Source organism: Nitrosomonas sp. GH22, assembly GCF_009833115.1.
GTDB classification, from domain to species: Bacteria; Pseudomonadota; Gammaproteobacteria; order Burkholderiales; family Nitrosomonadaceae; genus Nitrosomonas; species Nitrosomonas eutropha.
The window spans coordinates 1-2377 of record NZ_QRCA01000064.1; the positions used below are offsets into that span (position 1 = coordinate 1).

At 48.8% G+C, this 2377-nt stretch carries 3 protein-coding genes; all 3 read right to left on the reverse strand.

What is annotated here, in order from left to right; translation table 11 throughout:
* Positions 1–713 (reverse strand): DUF3987 domain-containing protein (locus tag ABF86_RS12195; RefSeq protein ID WP_160803650.1); only part of this gene is annotated, 713 nt, incomplete at its 3' end.
* Positions 710–1708 carry a toprim domain-containing protein gene (locus tag ABF86_RS12200; protein WP_074456514.1) on the reverse strand — a complete coding sequence of 333 codons (999 nt, stop codon included), beginning with the start codon at positions 1706–1708 and terminating at the stop codon, positions 710–712. The genes ABF86_RS12195 and ABF86_RS12200, both read right to left, overlap by 4 nt.
* A gap of 80 nt (positions 1709–1788) precedes the next feature.
* Positions 1789–2025, reverse strand: coding sequence for a hypothetical protein (locus ABF86_RS12205; RefSeq protein ID WP_011634199.1), 237 nt, complete (start codon positions 2023–2025; stop codon positions 1789–1791).
* Positions 2026–2377: the final 352 nt, after the last annotated feature.

A 2377-nucleotide genomic window follows, 5' to 3' on the forward strand; every position in this document is an offset into this window, starting at 1 on the left:
CTAGCGCCGTCCCATAACTGGTTAAGCATCGCTAGATTGCGCATAACACTATCCTTGCCCATGCCATGCGAACCAAACACAATGCCCGCTTCAGCCGATACCACGCCGCTGGAAGGCCAACGCTTCGCCAATCCATACGTGAGGGCTTCGGGCGTTGCGTCCGCGTATATTAGCCGTGGAACTCTTGGCGGCTCTGGCTTGTCCTGTTGCAATTGCGTCAGATCATTTTGCAACTCGTCAGTCGGACTGCCTTTCGCCCCGGCGCTTTTTATCGCCGATAGAATCCCCTCGCGTTTCGCTTCCCATGCCGAAATGTCCGCATTATATTTCTCAATCACCGGTTTGCTGGCCTCTGCCTGTTCTGCCTCATAGTCGCGAATGACTTTGGTAAAGAAGCTATCACAGGTTGATTTTCGCTCCCCGGAATCAGCGATAGTCAGTAGGAATAAACCAACAGGGCCATGCAACTTCTCTGCTCGTTTAACGTCAATGTGTGCCTGGCAGGCCAACGACAGCGCAGCCAGTGCTGATGATGCCACCAGCGGCACAGGGGCTTTAACAAAACCCGCTACCTCTTTCACTGCTTCACGGATCGTATCCGGCAATGCGTCCAGTGGGTATGCTTCGGGTTCGATCTTTGCGGTTAATGGTTGCGGATCAGGCCAGTTATCAACCGGAGGAAAATTATCAACGCACAACACGGGATCGCTCATCGTGCCCTCCTTGAGAGAAGATCATCATTCCAGTCGCCTACCGTCTCCGGGATTAAAACTCTTACTGTAACCTCCCCGGCCACGCGCTCTGAAAGGATTGAAGCTGCCTTCTGCCCGGTCTCGTTTTGGTCGCGATCTCCAAAGATATAAAGGTTTTGCACGCCAGCAGGTAAAACAAATGATTTCAGGCCGTTTGCAGAAATACATGACCATACTGGCACCTCGCTTAAGATTGAAGCCGCCAGTGCAGTTTCAATGCCTTCTGCCACCCCAAGCGATAACCTCCCTTTTCTCAAGGAAGGGGGTGTCAGTCTGATTGCAGCGCCTTGTAATGATCCGGCAGTCGATGTCAGCTTTTTGGGATTAGGGAGGGGTGCCTTTTCGCCGTCATGTGTTAAATAGGTTCTGTGCAAAGCGACGATGTCACCGCTTGGGCTGGTAACAGCAGCGAGCATGGCGTGAAATAAACCCCAACAATCGCCTTTGCTATCAACGTAACTTAGATCAGGCGTATATCGCAGTGCCATTGCGTTATTTGGCACGTTTAAACCGCGATTTAACAGGTATACCCCAGCAGGGTTGTTGCTTGTGATTGGTTCTGTTTTTTCCCACAAGTCAATTAACCTGGCTTTTTGTTGTTGCCACCGCTCAACCTGCAATCGGTCGCGTTCAGCTTCTGCTTCCAGCCTAACCTGTGATCTCAAGGAGGATAAATCTATTTCCTTGTGAGTGTTTGAAGGTCTCCAGCCATTTTGTTGTGCCAGATAGAACAACGTTTTGATGGTGATTCCGCCAGTACGGTACGGCTTTATGGATCGCCATACGTCTTTAGCTTCATCGTCACCGCGGCCATCCCGCCATTCATTCCACAAGGAATGACCAGCTTCCCCTAGCTCGTTTTTCAATGCAGCAGCAACACGATGCCGGAGAGCATTATCGCCGCTGGGAATGAATCTTAAAATTTCATGTATTGAATCTAGTCCGGTATAATTCATTCAGCCCTATCCTTTCAAGAAAAGAAGTAAACGCCCGGCCGCTAACCGGGCTTTTTTTTTGCCTGTTTTTTGAAAAGGATTTAGCTGCTTTGCTCAGCTCGATAACCTGCCGGATCCGCTAACCAGCGATGCACTTCTGCATTGTCGTACATCGTTATACGCTCACCAAGCTTGCACCGCTTCGGCGCAAGCCCTGCGACGGATAGCTGGCGAAACTTCTCCTTGGAAACTGGAATGAATGGTTTGAGCTGTGACCAGCGGGATTTGCCGGTCAATGGGATGGTTTCAGGAAGATTGGTTGTTTTGTTGCTTGTCATTAGAAATGCTCCGCAATGATTAAAGAATCACTAGAGAGCAGAAGCAATATTCCCTTAACTTTTATATACTTTATGTGCTATGATTACCCATAGTTTGCTAAAGTATTGTTAGTGTATTGTTTCTGCCGTTGGGCAGATCAAAGCAACCAAGTGTATAACTCGCTGATTGCTTCATTCAGCCTGCCCGGTTGGTGATTGGCGTCACTACCGGGCAATCCCTTGTATCTAGTGGTCAAGGGTGGTCAATAGTACCATATGTTGTGCTTTGTACAAATACAACCCAGATCCTCTATTGGCTGGAATCTGTATGTCATATTCCTTTCATAACAAAAAAAAATCCTCATAATTGCAG